Source organism: Salinibacterium sp. AL4.1 (assembly GCF_059767305.1).
Window position 1 is genome coordinate 344,145 of record NZ_JBSOQK010000002.1, and the last position, 14,677, is coordinate 358,821.

The following is a 14,677-nucleotide window of genomic DNA, read 5'->3' on the forward strand; positions in this document are numbered from 1 at the left end:
GGACCGGATCCAGAACGGATGCGCCTCGCTTCAACGCCGACCAAGGAAGCCTACCCCCGGCTGCTCAGAGTTCATCGTTTGGTGAGAAACGATCCGGTATCCATTGCGACCTTGTCGCGAGGATCGTGCGAGAGGCAAAGAAAAGGTGTGGCGGCGGCGCGCTCGTCGAGCTTTCGAGCGCGACGGTTAGGCAGCAGTTAGTACTCGGCTTCGTTCGCCGCTTGTAGCTCGGCAAAGTTGATGTTGCGCAGCTCCCGCAGCCGGATTTCGCGGTTCTTTTCATACTGCGGGTCGGCCTCGGGCATGTAGGCATCGCGCAGCTTCGCGATGATCGCCGTGCCGATCTCGCTCCAGGCGAGTTCGCGTGCTTCGTCGATGATGTTCGAGATCAACTCGCCATCCATGGATGCCTGCCGAAGTCCCTCGGTGAGGCCCTCTTGGACGGCGCGGTTGCGATCGGTGCGCGTGACCTTGAGCAGGCGCTCGGCTTGGTCGGCCAGGTGGTCGAACTCCACGTGAACGAGGCCCGCAAGCGCACCGTCGTCGTAGTCGAGGTGGTCGCGCGCGGCGTCGACAATGATGCGATTTTTGACCGCCATGCGCACCGCATTGCGCGCGATAAGAACACCCTCTTCGACGACGCGTTCGATGGGTGCTTCTTCTACCGGCTCGGGCGCCGTAAATTTGCCCAAGTTAAGGCGCGGGCGCCGCCGGAAAAGTCTCACAGTGCAATTGTTTCGAGTTAAGTGGACGAAGGGTATCCCCCATCCGGTGAAGCTTAGAGTCCGTAGCTGAATGAACTACAGGGTTTTCTCGTAGCAAATGCCGTACGGGATGTTGGCGTACTCGCCAAAAGCCTCGATGTGGGCGTAGCCGAGGCTTTCGTAGAGGGCCATTGCGGGCAACTGAGCGTGACCCGTCTGAAGAACAAGCGAGTGAGCGGATGCCTCACGCGCGACCGCTTCGAGTTCGTTCATGAGGCGGCGGGCAGCGCCCTTGCCTCGATGACGCGAATCGACGAAGACCTTCTTCACTTCGAGCGATTGCCCGAAGGGACGAAGCGCGGCGTGACCGATGACGGTCTCGCCGTCGAGCACCAACAGCGTGTGACTGATGTCCTCGGGCGCGACCGTCAACGCAGCATTCACTGCGTTGCGGCCTGCCTCGTCGAGGGCGGCCTGACGATCGGCATACATCGCCGTCGTCTCGACCGTCATCAGTTCGCGCTGGTTTACCGCTCGTGGGTCGAGCCAGTCGACCCACTCAACGGTCAGGCTCACTCCGCTTTTACTTTGGTGGTTGCCGACGCGTTGGCCTCGTACGAGGTGTTGGTCGACTCAAAGAAGTTGACGAGCTCGAGAGTGTCGTTGGCTGTTGCCATCCACTTGGCCGGGTTCGAGACCTTGTAGTGCGGCTCGAAGCCGAGCTCTTCAAGGCGACGGTCAGCCAGGTACTTCACGTACTGGTTGATGTAGTTGGCGTTGAGGCCGAGGATGCCACCGGGGAGCAGGTCGTGGTTGTAAGCCTCTTCCATCTCCACAGCATCCAAGATCATCTGGCGAATTTCGTCAGCGAACTCTTCGGTCTGAATCTCGGGGTTCTCTTCGAGCACCGTGAGGATCAGGTTGATGCCAAACTTGAGGTGCAGGCTCTCGTCGCGAACAACCCAGTCCATGAGCGAACCGAAGTTGCGCAGCAGGTTGCGCTGGCGGAACGACAGGGCAACCATGAAGCCCGAGTAGAACCAGATGCCTTCGAGCACCACGTTGTAGGCCACGAGGTTGCGGATGAAGTCTTGCTTGCCTTCGATGGTGTTGATGTCGAGGGTTTGCTCCGTCATGCGACGGATGTACTTCATTTCGAACTCTTCCTTGCGCGCCATGGACGGCACATCAACGTGAGAGTTGTAGGCCGCTTCACGGTCGATGGGGAAGGTTTCGAGAACGTACTCGAAGCTCATGCAGTGGTTGGCTTCTTCCCACATTTGCTTCGCGAGGTACAGCGAGCACTCTGCGGCAGAAACGTAGGGGTATACGCCGAAGGCGAGTGCCTTGTTGACGAGCAGCTCATTCGGGTTGAAGTAGCTCATGAGGAAGGTCACCGCGTGACGCTCTTCATCAGTCATCTTCTTGAAGTCGGCGATGTCTTCGCCCAGCTGGATCTCGTTAGGGAACCAGGTGTTGGCAACGGCCTGGTCGTACAGGTCCATCGCCCATTGGTACTTAATTGGCTTCAGCAGGAGGCCGTCTTGCAGGCCTGTACCTAGAATTCCCATTCCGGTGACTTCTTCTTTCTCGATTGGTGCTCGATGTGTGTGATGGGGAACACGACGGTGTGGTGTCGTGTTCCCCGGGGGAGGTTAGTGAGTAGCTGCTCTTACTGGCAGCTGTCGCACTGCAGGTCGTCCATCGGGTCGACCGGTACGAAGTAGTCCTCAACGGTGTTTTCGCGGTTCATAATTACTCTGCCTTCTTTGCGAATCCGCCGAAACCTCGGCGTGCGGGAGCTGCGCCCGCTGTTGATGTGGATGTCGAGGCCGTTGCAGCCTTGGTCGACGAAATTTCTTCTGCCTTGTTGACCTTCACCGTGGACTGCTCCGCCTGGTGGCGAGGCTTCATGTGCAGGTAGTAGGTGGTCTTGACGCCGCGAGACCACGCGTCATGGTAGATGTCCATCATGTCGCCGAGGTCACGCGTCTCGAGGTACATGTTGCGGCTGATGGCCTGGTCGATCCACTTCTGGGCACGAGCGGCAACTTCAAGGAACGCATACGGCGAGAGCTGGAAGCTCGTCTTGAATACGGCCTTGATGTCGTCGGGGATGCCAGCAACGTTCTGCACGTCACCCTGGCTGCGCAAAATCGCTTCACGGTTCTGTTCCCAGAGTCCCTTTTCTTGAAGAGTCGCAACGAGGTTGCGGTTCACTTCGAGGAACTTACCGTTCGAGGTCGAGCGGCTGAAGATCTGCGAGAACTGCGGGTCGAGACCGGGCGTGGTGCCGGCGACGAGACCAATGGATGCGGTGGGAGCGATCGCCATGAGGGTTGCGTTACGCATACCGCCCTTGACCTTCTCGCGCATGGCATCCCAGTCGAGACGCGTCTTGCGGTTGACCTTGATCTCCATGCCACGGTCGGCTTCGGTGAGCGCGATGGAGTCGAGCGGCACGAGGCCCTCTGACCAACGGCTGCCTTCGAAGTTCGTGTACGAGCCACGCTCTTTGGCAAGCTCGGTGCTGGCGTCGATCGCGGCGTACGACACGTGCTCCATGATTTCGTCGATGAGGTCGTAGGCCTCTTCGCTCTCGTAGCTATAGCCGAGCTTCTCGATGATGTCGGTGAAGCCCATGACGCCCAGACCGACGGCGCGGTTCTGTTCGTTGGAGAAGTCCGCTTCTTTCACGCTGGAGCGCGTGATGTCGATGAGGTTGTCGAGCTGGCGAACGGCCAGTCGAGCGCTCTCGGCGATCTTCACGAAGTCAACGCCGCCTTCGGGCAGAAGGTGACGCGAGAGGTTGATCGACGCAAGGTTGCAGACGGAGACGTTGTCTTCATCCTGCGGCAGCGTGATTTCGGTGCAGAGGTTGGAGAGGTGGATCGTGCCCGTGTTGTTGTTGAGCGCACGGTTATTGATCGTGTCTTTGAAGGTCAACCACGGGTGGCTGGTGGTCTGCAACGAGATGAGGATCGACTTGAACTGCTCGCGAGCACCGATCTTCTTGAACATGTGCATTTCGCCGGCTTCGGCCATGGCGACATATTCGTTGTAGCGCGTGGAGAAAGCCTGGCCGTAGAGCTCGTTGAGGTCAGCGACTTCGAGCGGGTCGAAGAGGTACCACGGCTCGTCGTTCTGAACGCGCTTCATGAACTCGTCGCTGATCCACACGGCCGTGTTGGCGGTGCGGGTGCGGCGGTAAGGGTCACCGGAGTTGCTGCGGAGTTCGAGGAACTCCGGGAAGTCCATGTGCCAGTTCTCCATGTAGAAGCACAGCGCGCCGAACTTCTTGCCACCACGGCTCACGGCACGAAGGATCGAGTCGATCGTGTGCATGAACGGGATGGGGCCGGTGGACGTCGTGTTGTTCGAGCGGATGGGCGAACCCTGGGCGCGCAGCTTGGTGACCGAGAGGCCAATTCCACCGGTGCCCTTGGTGAGCCACATGACATCGCGCGTGGTCTTAGCGATGTGCTCCATGTCGTCTTGCATTTCCATGACGAAGCAGTTGGCGAGCTGGGGGTAGATCGTTCCCGCGTTCACGAGAGTGGAGCCAGCAGCCAGGTACTCGAGGCTGGACATCTTCTCGTAGAACTTGAGTGCTGCCTCGTTGGGGTTCGCTTCGTTGAGCGAGAGGCCCATGGCGATACGCATCCAGAAGTACTGCGGAACCTCGAGGGCATCGCCGTTGCGACCCTTGATGCCGTAGCGGTTGTTGAGCGTGACAACACCGATGTACTTGAGCAGCTCGTCGTGAGCGGGCTCAAGGTGCTCGGCGAGAGCATCCAAGTCGAACATGCTCGTGAGGCGAGGGTCGAGGAGTCCCTCTTCTACGCCACGGCTGACGTTGGTGGCGAAGTGTTCTTTGTGCAGGCGCTTGAGGTCAGCAGCGTCGGTGTAGTCACCGAGAACGCGCTTGTAAATCGTCTTGAGGAGAAGACGGGCGGCGACAGTGTCGAAGGCCGGGTCATCTTTCACATTTTGGAGGGCGACCTGAATAACAGCTTCGTCGAGCTGCTGCGTGGTGATGCCGTCAAACAGCGTCAATTCGAGCTCAGAAGCGATCTGAGTGACCCACGTGATGTTCTCGTCGAGGCCGGCTGCGGCTTCTTCAATTGCGATGTTGATCTTGTTCGCATCGTACGGCTCTCGCTGACCGTTGCGCTTGACGACTGTGATTGCCACAAATACTCCCTAAAATCCCCATAAAACACTCAAAACCGCGACCCCCGGTCAAGCGGTTCCACCACTATATATCGTGGGTGCCACCGGCCGCCAACCCTAGATGTAGTGGGCGTGTCCTCCACAGGTGTGGATAACTTCGCGGGGTTTTCCACAGCCTATGGATAACCACTGACACCCGGAAAACCCGCAGAGAACCGGCCTCTGAGCGCCGAAAACTGGCCCAATTCGGCAGCTAAGCTGGAGTCCTTGTGAACGCATACATCGACCTGTTGAAAACTCCGGGCATCGCCAGGATTATCGCCGCGCAGCTCACTGCCCGGCTTCCGAGCGGAATGCTCTCATTGGCGATCCTTCTGCACGTCGAGCAGATTCACGATTCCTACGGCGCTGCTGGCCTGGTGCTCGCTGCCACGAGTGTCGGTCAAGCTGTTGCCGGCCCGCTGACGAGCCGGTGGATGGGCGTGTGGGGAATGCGCAAAGTTCTCATTCTCACCCTCGTGGTTTCTGCCGCCGCCATCTTTACAATCGCGCTCGCGCCACTCAGCGTCGGCATGTTCATGGTCGTCGGCTTGGTTGCTGGCCTGAGCAACCCTCCAGTCCAGCCCGCGGTTCGCACGATCTACCCGAAGATGGTCAACTCCAAGCAGTTGACGCCGCTGTTCTCGCTGGATGCTTCCGCTCAAGAAATCATCTGGGTTGCCGGCCCCGTCGCCGCGACGTTCATTGCGGTACAGATCTCCACAACGCTCGCGATCGTCGTCGCCGGCACCTTCCTCATCTTGGGCGGCATCTGGTTCATCGCTAGTCCCGAAGTTGGCCAAGTGCGCATCCCGCGCAGCAAGCGCTCCTTCGGAACCGTGCTGCGCCGCCCGCCCGTCTTGCTCGCGACCATCACGGGCTTCCTGCTCGTGGGTGCCGCTTCGGCAGTCGAAGCATCCGTCGTCGCGGTCTTCGGTCACGGCGGCCCGCAAGCCGGTATCGTGCTCGGCATCTGGGCCATCGGGTCACTCTTCGGCGGATTGCTCTTGGGCCACCTCCCCATCGGGCCGTGGGCTCTCGCACGCCGCATGTTCATCGTGTTCGTGGGCATGGCGTTGGCGATGATCTACCTCGACTTCTGGTGGCTGGCCATCATGCTGCTCATCGCCGGTATCGGTATCGCTCCTGCGTTCGCCGTAATTTTTGCGATCGTATCGGCCAGCGTGAAGTTCAGCGACACCGCTGAGGCTTACGGCTGGGTCGGCACCGGCCAGCTCATCGGTGCCGCACTTGGCTCGGCCGTCGCCGGATTCCTCATCGACGCCTATGGCCCCATCGGCGGCTTCTGGGCAGCGACCATTATTGCCGCGCTCGGAGTTCTCGTGCCCACGCTGCTGCGCGGCTGGCACCCCGACCTGCGCGGCAAAGACGCCAGCCCCATCCCCGACACTGAACCGATCAGCACCCTGCGCCAGTAGCGTCCACAAACAGCTACCCTGCAGGCAAGTCCTGCACCAGCAAGTTCTGCGCCTGCAGCGATCGCGAAAGACGCCCGCGTCTCGCCCTCAGAGGTATGACGCGATCGCTCTACCCGTGTGTGATTACCAGCGTGGATGCACGGCAGCGCGAAAGTGGCGATCGTAAATGTCGCGCACCCCGGCCATGAAGCCGTCGCTCAGGGCAGGTACCTCGCCGGCACCGGCGTTGGACTGAGCCTGCGCCACGTTGCGTGCTCCCGGAATCGCCGCAGTTACCCCCGGTTGCTGGGTAATCCACGCGAGCGCGACCTGCGAAGTTGAGAAGTCCGCCACCGCAGGCTCGGCCGCCAGCAGTGCCGCGAACTCCTGAGCAGCGGCTACACCAGTTTCAAAGTCGACCCCCGAAAACGTCTCCCCGATATCCATGACTGCGCCGTCGCGGTTGTACGTGCGGTGGTCGTTCTCGGCGAACGTGGTGTCAAGGCGGTACTTGCCGCTGAGCAGACCGGAGGCCAGCGGAACACGAGCGATGATCCCAACGCCGGCGTCGAGAGCGGCCGGAAGCACGGCCTCGAGGGGCTTGAGACGGAAGGCGTTGAAGATGATCTGCACGCTGGCAACGTTCGGGCGAGCAATAGCGGTGAGCGCCTCGGCCGTCGTCTGCACACTCACTCCGTAGGCGGCCATAGCGCCCTCAGCGACGAGAGTGTCGAGGTCATCGTAGACGGCATCCATACTGTAAACCGCGGTGGGAGGGCAGTGCAGCTGCACGAGATCGAGGGTGTCTGTGCCGAGGTTGTGGCGTGAGCGGTCGGTCCATTCGCGAAACTTAGCCAGAGTGAAGTTGGCGGGGTCTTGCTCTTCACGGCGCCCCATCTTGGTAGCGACAGTGATGTCGAGCTCTGGGTTGTCGGCGAGAAAGCTGCCGATAAATTTCTCGCTGCGACCATCGCCATACACATCAGCGGTGTCAAAGAAGGTTATTCCGCCCTCAACCGCGGCGACCAAGACGCTACGCGCATCCGCCTCGCTCACATCGCCCCAATTGGCGCCCAACTGCCACGTGCCAAGACCGATTGTGGAAACAGAACGGCCGGTGCGGCCCAGAGTGCGAATGTCCATGCCCTAACGCTACGCCTCCGCGGCGACAAAGTTCGACCACGCAACAAACGTCGCCCGTCCGTGAGGGCGGTCACGAACGGGCGACGTACTTGTGGTGGTTAGGCGGCGACGCCCTCGAGCGCCGGAGCGAAGTGTTGACGAAGCACCCGCGACCACCGGTTGTGCGGCAGTTCGGGGCGAAGGGCGGCAAGGCCGGTCGCGAACTTGGAGATGCGATCGGGACGGTGCCCCCTCTTCCAGAGAAGGCGGTCGACCTCGCAGGCCTGGCCCGACGACTTGGTTTCGACGATGACAGTGTCTTCGAAACGAAGCGCGTCGTCGTCACACTCCCAGGCGAGAGCACTGTCGATCGTGCACCGACTGCCGCTGCCCGGCAAGAACAGAGTCGTGCGGGTGTAGCGCGTCGTGAGTACCGGCTCCATGGTGTCGGAGTTGATACCGACCACCGAGGCATCGTGCAGCAGTTCGTCGATGTATTCGCGACCCTCGGCCGTGAGACGGTCGCGCTCATCGAAGCTGTACGGCAGACGCTGCTTGGCGGTCGTGCCGCGCGAGCCCTTCGTCTTCACTTCGAGGTAGCAATCCCCCGTGTCCATATAGCTGCGAGTGCGGGCCTTGAAGCGACGGCGTCGCGGATGCGCGGCCAACAGGTAACTCGCCGCCTCCGGAGTATCGAAGTACACCGACTCGTAGTCGAAGTGCTGTTGCCCGTTGATCTCGAGCACTCGAGCCTGAGACTCCAGCTCAGCGAGCAACGCTTCCAGGTCGGATGCCGGCACCAAGTACTTACGGTCAACCCGCGTCAGCAGCGAGGCGCGTTCGGCCAGCTCCTCGAGCGAGTTGGATGCGAAGCGGGTGGTGTTTGGCGTGTTCATCGCTGTGCTGCCTCAAGGTTGTCGTGCGCACCGTTGACGGCGGCGGTGGGCGTAGCGGTTGCGGCGTTGCGGGCCGAGCGAGCGCCCTCAACGAGGCGGTAGCGAACATCCACCACCGTCGTGTCGTTGACGAGGTCGAGCTTGACGACCGTAAGCGAGTGAACGCGAGCGCCCAGCAAGTTTTCGAGACGCCCACGTAGGGTGGGCTCGTCGGCGATCGCGGCATCCAAAGTCACCGTCTGCTGACGGTAGGCGCGGAACAGTCGCGGGTGGTCGCCGAAGGTCATCACGAGCAAGATCATGGCCATGAGGGCCGGGGCCACGTAGACCGAGACCACCGAGGTGTTCTCGCTGGCGACACCGGCAGCGCCAAGGCCCGCGATGAGGCCGAGGGCGAGTGAGGCGAAGTAGTACGCCACTTCGTGCTGCGCGATCTCCGAGGAACGGAGACGAATGATCGAGAGAACTCCGAACAGGCCGAGACCAAGGCCAACGCCGACGGCACTATCGGCCAACATGACCGTGACGGCCATGACGCCGACGTTCACGATGAGGTAGGCGACGAGGAGGTCGCGGCGGCGGTGGCGCGCAAAGTACAGAGCAAAAGTGAGAAGACCGACGGCGACAAGGTCGAGGGCGATCATGGTGAGTTGGCTCATTGCGGGGCTCCAAAGTTGTTACGAAGTGTGGTCGTGCTTTCACGCTGGTCCCCATTGAGCCCGAGAACTCTATGGACTTTCTATGAACGATCCCGACGCGGCGTGGGAGTACCCAAAAGACGTCACTCGCGGCTTCGAGGTGAGACAATTCCCGAATGGATGCCCTTCTCGACTCGCTCGCCCGCACGACCCCGGTCGACATCTCGCCGACCCTGCTGATCGTGATCGTGGCTGCAGCGGCCGTGCTGAGCATCCCGCAACCGATCTGGAAATGGTTCGGACTCTTCACGACCCTCGTGCACGAACTCGGCCATGCTGTGGGCGCGATTCTCACCGGTCGCTTCGTGCACGGAATGAAGATTCGGATGAACCACTCGGGCGAGGCCGTCAGTAGCGGCCGCGGCAAACTCGGCTCTGTGATCAGCGGATCGCTCGGCTACCCCGCGCCGGCTATCGTCGGAGCCGTGCAACTCTGGTGCGTTACCCAGGGCTACACCGCCATGGCACTGTTCATCGGCGGCATCATTCTCGTGCTCACGCTGCTCGTGATTCGCAATCTCTTCGGCTTTCTTGTCGTCGCTGTCTCCGCCGCCGCGAGCGCCGCCCTCTGGGTATGGGCAACGCCCGAGCAGCAGAGCTACGTGCTCCTCGTCATCGCGATCGCCCTGCTTGTGGGAAGCGTGCGCGGCCTCGCCACCGTGATCGGCGTGCACACTCGCCGCCGCGACCAGCTGAGCACCTCCGACGCCTATCTCCTCTTCAAGCGCACCGGAATTCCCTCGGTGTTCTGGCTCCTCGTCTTCGCCGCCCTCATCGGCGCGAGCGTCGTCTGGGCCGTCACGATGGTGCTCGAGACGTACTAAGCGCGGCGGGCTGGTGAGGCTTTCGGTTCTCGCAGCGGGCTGGCTAGGGTGAACTGTTCGGCCTAGGCGCGCGGCTTCAGGATGCCCGGAGCGATGCGTTCCGGCCGGAAGCCGTATCCCACAATCCGCGCCAGAATCGGTCGCACGCGCGGCAACACCACCGCGATCACGAAGCGCTCGCGCAGGCGCGGTGGGTTGTGCAGAACGACTCCACTTGTGGCGCGATTGATGAGCCGGTGCGCCACTCGTTGCATGCGCTGCATGAGCACCGTGGGCAGGGTGCGGCGACGCTGCACCGCGGCGCACGCGGCATCGATTGCTGCGGCATCCGTCCCCTTCTTTCTCAGTACGGGAACGAGAGTATTCGCGAGGGCAACGGCGTCTTGAATCGCGTAGTTGATGCCCACGCCGAACGCTGGCGACATCGCGTGGGCGGCATCGCCAATGCAGATCGCGCCGGGAACCGACCATTCGTGAAGGCGATTAATCTGCACCGACAGGAGCTTCACGTCGTCGAAGCTCGCGATCTCGTGAGTTACTTCGCTCAGGCGCGGTGCGGTTCTCGCAATCGTGTCGCGGAACGCTTCGATGCCCGCCATCTGAAATTCAGGAAAACTGCCTTTTCGAATGAGAAGCCCGCACTGAAAATAGCCGGGTCGAGGGATGGTGACGAGAGCGGAACCGCCACGAATGTTGGCAAGAGTGTCGCGCATCGGTTTCGTGGGGCGCGGCACCCGAAACCACAGCACATCAATGGGAACGCCATAGTCTGCCGGCACTAAGCCGAGGGCATCGCGAACAGCTGAAGCGCGTCCATCGGCGGCCACCGAGAGCGCCGCGTTCACGCGAAGCGGCCCGTCGGGCGTCGTCGCTTCAATTCCGACAACGCGTCCGTTTTCCTGAATTTCCGAATGGGCAGTCGCCTCGAGCACCAAGCGAAATGTGGGTTGCCGCTGGGCTTCTTCCACCAGCATGTTCAACAGATCCCACTGCGGCATGAGCGTCACGTAGCGGTGCGGCGGTGGCAGTGTCGTGAAGTCGACAGCATGCAGACGGATGCCGTCAATCACCGCATCAAGAACAGAAAGCTCGCTGTGGTCGATCGTCGCCGCTGCCTTGCCCAAGCCAAGCTGGTCAAGCAGATTCAGCGTGGACGGGTGAACCGTGTCACCCCGAAAGTCGCGCAAGAAGTCAGCATGCTTTTCGAGGACGATGACATCGATGCCGGCGCGAGCCAGAATAAGGCCAGCCACGATTCCGGCCGGGCCTCCCCCTGCAATGCAGACGGTGGTGTCGAGTTGCTGGGCCATGAGAGTTCCCTCCGTTGGCTCCACGCTACTCCTGCCGCACGCTGCGGTTGCCGCTCGCGGGGGCTAACGCTCGCGGCTAGCGGGTCTTCTGCGCCAGTTCGGCGCCGCTATCGATCACGGAGACCAGTCGCTTGGCCAGGCGCTTGCGCACGAGGTGGTCGTTCGCTTCGACGCGATGCATCGTCACTTGCCGCATCTGCCCGACGATGCGCATCGTTCCCGGTGCGATGAACTGGTCGAGAGAGCCGTACACCACGTCTATCGGCACCCGCACGGAGGCGATGTCACTCACCGTGGTTTGGGTTTCGATGCAGTTTTTGAGGCTCATCACGAAGGCCTGCCAGTTGTGTTCGGATACGTCGAGAATGTCTTCGAGTTGGAACAGGCGGCGCAGGGTGTCAACGGTCGCCATCGTGAAGTCTTTGTTGTCACGCAAGAACTCATAGGCGCGCATGTACGCACCGACTCGAGCACGCACGAGCGGATCACCGATCTGGTTTGGCGGTACGTAAATGGGCGGGCTCACCAACACAAGACGGCTGACCTTGCTGGGATGCATTGCCGTGTAGCGCGCAGCGAGAAGGCTGCCCAGAGAGTGGCCCACAAGAATGAACGGGGCGTCGAGCTTCAGTGAATTGATCGTGGCACGGATGGAATCGACGTGCTCTTCGATTGTAAAAGTGGCATCCGCGGGGCTGGGTGATTCGCCAAAGCCCAGCAGATCAAACGAGATGCAGCGGTAGTGATCTGAGAGCTGCGGGATGACATGGGAGAACGTCGCCGCAGATGAGGCGATTCCGTGAAGAAAAATAATCACGGGGCCTTCGCCGTCATCTGCAGCGATATTCAGCAGCGGCGCTTTCGACGGGGTAACCCACCGTCGAAGCGCCGTCCATAAACCCATGTACTCAGTATCCCAGTCCCAGACGGGTGGATGCTGAGTTAGCGAACCAATTTAGCGAAGGTTCTCTTTGTACTCGTTCTTCGCCTCGGTGGCTTCGCTCTCCGCCTTTGCTCGCTCGAGGTCGGCTTCTGCCTTCGCCACCTCGGCGTCAGCTTCGGCCTGATCGGCCGCGTCGCTGACGCGCTCCTTCGTGTCGTCGACGAACTCTCCGACCTTCTTCGCGGTCGCTTCGCCGGCATCCTTTGCGTTATCGATGAGACCCATGATTCCTCCTTGTGTAAGTAATCCGTGTCTTGCAGCGCCTCGTATCGAGGCACCATTTCACGATATCCGTGGGGCGGTAACCACATCGAATTTTCCATGGAACGCCAAGAGGGCTTTCAGAAAACATCAAGCTCACCCCCACCGCGCGGGGAGCCTACGAACGATAACGATCAGGCGGTGACGCCCGAATCGTGACAAACGTTGGGTAGTTTTCCTGAACCACACAGCCCACGATTGACAACATGAGGCGCACACTAAAGATCACCACAGCACTGGCTCTTTCCGCTCTGGCACTCGCCGGATGCTCAGCGGGAACGAGCGACACGTCCACAAGCGAATCGGCGGAATACGTGATCGGCGACTCCGTGGAAGGTGGCAGCGGCGACGTTCAAGAACTTGGCGCCCCCGCAGCCGACGGCGCTCTCGCGAATGAGTCCGACATCAGCCGCGACGTCATCACGACGGGCTACATGGCCGTGACGGTAGTGAGCCCTGATGAGTCCACCGCTGAGGCCATCCGCATCACCGAGTCTGTGGGCGGTCGCGTCGACGGCCGCAACGAGTATGCGCCGTCGGAAGGCAACCGGGGCAGCTCCACCCTTACGCTGCGCATTCCGGCATCCGACCTCACCGCCACGCTCGACAAGTTCAAAGGACTGGGAGAACTGCAAGAGGTCTCGATCTCGGCGCAAGACGTCACGATGCAGTCGCGCGACCTTGAGGCTCGCATTACCGCCCTCGACGCCTCCGTCGATCGCTTGCTCGCTCTGCTCACGAAGGCAAGCGACACCGAAACTTTGATCCAACTGGAGACCGCAATCTCTAGCCGCCAGGGTGAACTCGAGAGCTTGAAGTCGCAAAAGCGTTACTTCGATGATCAGGTTGCGATGTCAACGCTCACGCTCAGCCTCGTCTCCGAAGCGGATGCCCCCACCACCGAACCCGACACGTTCCTTGACGGACTCGCTGCCGGGTGGGCCGGGCTCGTTGCGTTCTTCTCCGGCCTTCTCGTGCTGCTCGGAGTGCTGCTGCCGTGGCTCGTTCTTCTCGCGATCGTCGGCGGTGTCATCGTACTGATCGTGCGAACGGCACTGCGCTCAGGCCGACGTTCGGCCTCCGCAGCTTCGGCCGCGACATCCGCCCCGGTTGAGACAGCGACGACACACGTCGACGCAGCCACCACCACTACCCCCGAGGAGCCGAAGGCCGACTAGGCCTTCTCAGCCAGCAACTCTCGCACCCGAGGAATGACCTCGGTGGCGTACAACTCAATACTGCGCATCATGCGTTCGTGAGGCAGGGTTCCTGCGCTGTACTTCATGTCGAATCGCTGGATGCCGAGGGCAGAAATAGTGTTTGCGATCTTCTGCGCCACGGTCTCCGGCGATCCGGCGTACATGGAGCCATGCTTCACTTCGCCGATGAACTCGTCAACGCTCGACTCGGGCCAGCCACGGTCGCGCCCGATGCGGTCACGCATGGTCTTGTAGTGCGGCCACATCTCCTCGACTACCTTGTCGTCGGAGTCGGTGATGTAGCCGGGCGAGTGAACAGCGATGGGCAGGTCGGGCTGCCCCAATTCGGCCAAGGCGTTGTGGAAGAGCTGCGCGTAGGGCGCAAACCGTTCAGGCTGGCCGCCGATGATGGCCAGTACCAACGGCATGCCGTAGCGAGCGGCGCGCACGACAGATTCGGGGCTTCCGCCGACGCCGATCCAGGTCTTGAGTGAGCCAGATTCGGTGCGCGGGAAGACTTCTTGGTTCTTCAGGCCGGCGCGAAGAGTGCCTGACCAGGTCACCGGTTCCTCTTTGATGAGCTCGGAGAACAGGTCGAGCTTCTCCGAGAATAGCGTTTCGTAATCGGCAAGGTTGTAGCCAAAGAGCGGGAACGACTCGGTGAAAGAGCCGCGACCGAGGATAATCTCCGCGCGGCCGTTCGACAGAGCATCCACGGTGGCAAAGCGTTCGTAGACGCGCACGGGGTCATCCGAGCTCAAGACCGTGACGGCCGAGCCCAGCTGGATGTTCGTGGTCGCAGCAGCGAGCGCCCCCAAGACTGTCTCGGGAGCAGTGATCGCGAAGTCGTCGCGGTGGTGCTCGCCCACACCGAAGTAGTCAACGCCGAGCTTGTCGGCCAGCACTCCCTCGGCCACGACATTGCGGATGACCTGCGCTTGGCTAAGCGGCGCACCATTCTCGTCTACCGTGACGTCGCCAAATGTGCCGAGTCCAAACTGAACCTGCTGATTCACGAGCTCCCTTTCGCTGAGACGCCGATCGCGTCTGTAGGCCAAACCGTAGCCGGGCATCCGCTATTCCACGATTC

Annotated in this window: 14 protein-coding genes; 3 read left to right on the forward strand and 11 right to left on the reverse strand. The window is 61.2% G+C overall.

Going from position 1 to position 14,677, the window contains the following annotated elements:
* Window positions 1–197: 197 nt before the first annotated feature.
* The 4 genes from ACWTV3_RS11015 to ACWTV3_RS11030 form a co-directional block, all read right to left on the reverse strand.
* Window positions 198–725 (reverse strand): hypothetical protein, encoded by a 528-nt coding sequence (locus ACWTV3_RS11015; protein WP_498478253.1) that lies wholly within the window; start codon window positions 723–725, stop codon window positions 198–200.
* A gap of 75 nt (window positions 726–800) precedes the next feature.
* Window positions 801–1,280, reverse strand: coding sequence for a GNAT family N-acetyltransferase (locus ACWTV3_RS11020; protein WP_498478254.1), 480 nt, complete (start codon window positions 1,278–1,280; stop codon window positions 801–803).
* Window positions 1,277–2,275: a ribonucleotide-diphosphate reductase subunit beta gene (locus ACWTV3_RS11025; protein ID WP_498478255.1), complete on the reverse strand. Its 999-nt coding sequence runs from the start codon at window positions 2,273–2,275 to the stop codon at window positions 1,277–1,279. The genes ACWTV3_RS11020 and ACWTV3_RS11025 overlap by 4 nt, the downstream gene beginning before the upstream one ends.
* Before the next feature lie 184 nt (window positions 2,276–2,459).
* Window positions 2,460–4,898 carry a ribonucleoside-diphosphate reductase subunit alpha gene (locus ACWTV3_RS11030; protein ID WP_498478256.1) on the reverse strand — a complete coding sequence of 813 codons (2,439 nt, stop codon included), beginning with the start codon at window positions 4,896–4,898 and terminating at the stop codon, window positions 2,460–2,462.
* A 248-nt stretch (window positions 4,899–5,146) separates the two neighbouring features.
* Between ACWTV3_RS11030 and ACWTV3_RS11035 the strand changes: the two genes are divergently transcribed.
* A complete protein-coding gene (locus tag ACWTV3_RS11035; protein ID WP_498478257.1) occupies window positions 5,147–6,355 on the forward strand; it encodes an MFS transporter in 1,209 nt (402 codons plus the stop codon).
* A gap of 123 nt (window positions 6,356–6,478) precedes the next feature.
* Here the strand turns inward: ACWTV3_RS11035 and ACWTV3_RS11040 are convergent, their stop codons facing one another.
* The 3 genes from ACWTV3_RS11040 to ACWTV3_RS11050 form a co-directional block, all read right to left on the reverse strand.
* Complete coding sequence (locus ACWTV3_RS11040; RefSeq protein ID WP_498478258.1) at window positions 6,479–7,477, reverse strand: aldo/keto reductase; 999 nt, start codon at window positions 7,475–7,477, stop codon at window positions 6,479–6,481.
* 98 nt (window positions 7,478–7,575) lie between these two features.
* The gene (locus tag ACWTV3_RS11045; protein ID WP_498478259.1) at window positions 7,576–8,352 is read right to left on the reverse strand and encodes a VTC domain-containing protein; all 777 of its coding nucleotides are present in this window, start codon (window positions 8,350–8,352) and stop codon (window positions 7,576–7,578) included.
* Window positions 8,349–9,011, reverse strand: a complete 663-nt coding sequence (locus tag ACWTV3_RS11050) for a DUF4956 domain-containing protein (RefSeq protein WP_498478260.1) — start codon at window positions 9,009–9,011, stop codon at window positions 8,349–8,351. The genes ACWTV3_RS11045 and ACWTV3_RS11050 overlap by 4 nt, the downstream gene beginning before the upstream one ends.
* Before the next feature lie 155 nt (window positions 9,012–9,166).
* On the opposite strand from ACWTV3_RS11050, the gene ACWTV3_RS11055 reads away from it, so the two are divergent.
* A complete protein-coding gene (locus tag ACWTV3_RS11055) occupies window positions 9,167–9,874 on the forward strand; it encodes a M50 family metallopeptidase (RefSeq protein WP_341620483.1) in 708 nt (235 codons plus the stop codon).
* 62 nt (window positions 9,875–9,936) lie between these two features.
* On the opposite strand, the gene ACWTV3_RS11060 is transcribed toward ACWTV3_RS11055, so the two are convergent.
* The 3 genes from ACWTV3_RS11060 to ACWTV3_RS11070 form a co-directional block, all read right to left on the reverse strand.
* Complete coding sequence (locus ACWTV3_RS11060) at window positions 9,937–11,184, reverse strand: FAD-dependent oxidoreductase (RefSeq protein WP_498478261.1); 1,248 nt, start codon at window positions 11,182–11,184, stop codon at window positions 9,937–9,939.
* A gap of 76 nt (window positions 11,185–11,260) precedes the next feature.
* Window positions 11,261–12,088, reverse strand: a complete 828-nt coding sequence (locus ACWTV3_RS11065; protein WP_498478262.1) for an alpha/beta fold hydrolase — start codon at window positions 12,086–12,088, stop codon at window positions 11,261–11,263.
* A 51-nt stretch (window positions 12,089–12,139) separates the two neighbouring features.
* A complete protein-coding gene (locus tag ACWTV3_RS11070) occupies window positions 12,140–12,352 on the reverse strand; it encodes a hypothetical protein (RefSeq protein ID WP_498478263.1) in 213 nt (70 codons plus the stop codon).
* A 242-nt stretch (window positions 12,353–12,594) separates the two neighbouring features.
* On the opposite strand from ACWTV3_RS11070, the gene ACWTV3_RS11075 reads away from it, so the two are divergent.
* The gene (locus ACWTV3_RS11075) at window positions 12,595–13,566 is read left to right on the forward strand and encodes a DUF4349 domain-containing protein (protein WP_498478264.1); all 972 of its coding nucleotides are present in this window, start codon (window positions 12,595–12,597) and stop codon (window positions 13,564–13,566) included.
* Here ACWTV3_RS11075 and ACWTV3_RS11080 read toward each other — a convergent pair.
* The gene (locus ACWTV3_RS11080) at window positions 13,563–14,603 is read right to left on the reverse strand and encodes an LLM class flavin-dependent oxidoreductase (RefSeq protein WP_197125849.1); all 1,041 of its coding nucleotides are present in this window, start codon (window positions 14,601–14,603) and stop codon (window positions 13,563–13,565) included. The genes ACWTV3_RS11075 and ACWTV3_RS11080 overlap by 4 nt on opposite strands.
* Window positions 14,604–14,677 lie beyond the last annotated feature (74 nt).

What these genes read in the sequence shown, in the direction of transcription:
- ACWTV3_RS11065 (WP_498478262.1), bottom strand. Translation starts at nt 12,088, where the DNA reads ATGGGTTTATGGACGGCGCTTCGACGGTGGGTTACCCCGTCGAAAGCG.
- ACWTV3_RS11045 (WP_498478259.1), bottom strand. Translation starts at nt 8,352, where the DNA reads ATGAACACGCCAAACACCACCCGCTTCGCATCCAACTCGCTCGAGGAG.
- ACWTV3_RS11070 (WP_498478263.1), bottom strand. Translation starts at nt 12,352, where the DNA reads ATGGGTCTCATCGATAACGCAAAGGATGCCGGCGAAGCGACCGCGAAG.
- ACWTV3_RS11055 (WP_341620483.1), top strand. Translation starts at nt 9,167, where the DNA reads ATGGATGCCCTTCTCGACTCGCTCGCCCGCACGACCCCGGTCGACATC.
- ACWTV3_RS11050 (WP_498478260.1), bottom strand. Translation starts at nt 9,011, where the DNA reads ATGAGCCAACTCACCATGATCGCCCTCGACCTTGTCGCCGTCGGTCTT.
- ACWTV3_RS11025 (WP_498478255.1), bottom strand. Translation starts at nt 2,275, where the DNA reads ATGGGAATTCTAGGTACAGGCCTGCAAGACGGCCTCCTGCTGAAGCCA.
- ACWTV3_RS11075 (WP_498478264.1), top strand. Translation starts at nt 12,595, where the DNA reads ATGAGGCGCACACTAAAGATCACCACAGCACTGGCTCTTTCCGCTCTG.
- ACWTV3_RS11060 (WP_498478261.1), bottom strand. Translation starts at nt 11,184, where the DNA reads ATGGCCCAGCAACTCGACACCACCGTCTGCATTGCAGGGGGAGGCCCG.
- ACWTV3_RS11040 (WP_498478258.1), bottom strand. Translation starts at nt 7,477, where the DNA reads ATGGACATTCGCACTCTGGGCCGCACCGGCCGTTCTGTTTCCACAATC.